Origin of the sequence: Vibrio sp. 10N.222.52.B7, assembly GCF_041474275.1 — a bacterium.
Classification (GTDB): Bacteria; Pseudomonadota; Gammaproteobacteria; order Enterobacterales; family Vibrionaceae; genus Vibrio; species Vibrio crassostreae_C.
Genome location: NZ_JBFRTU010000357.1, coordinates 1 through 312, shown reverse-complemented (window position 1 = coordinate 312; position 312 = coordinate 1). Strand labels below are relative to the sequence as shown.

The 312-nt window shown below is 43.6% G+C and carries 1 pseudogene; it reads right to left on the bottom strand.

From position 1 onward, the window contains the following. Positions 1-312, bottom strand: a pseudogene (locus tag AB4512_RS23195) (serine/threonine protein kinase); the annotation flags it as partial.

Genomic DNA, 312 nt, shown 5'->3' with positions numbered 1-312 from the left:
TTGTTCAACAAGTCACCAAGGCCAAGAGCCGTTAGAACTTGAATACCCGTTGCTTCGCTATAAGGTGCGCCATCTAGCTCTTTCTCAATCAAAGTTGAGATTGGAGAAGAAGTCACAAGATCATCATAATTAGCTAAGCCTTTAGGGAACTTGTAGCTTACCTTGCTCATGTCTTTGCCGTTAGACACATCAACCGCACCAGCCGTTGCATTGTAAGCAAACGAACAAGTTTCAGGGTAGTTAAGAACCGTAAGCTCTGTGACTTCAGAAACACCATGGAAGTTTGTTTCTTCTAGAGAACCCTTTGTGCCA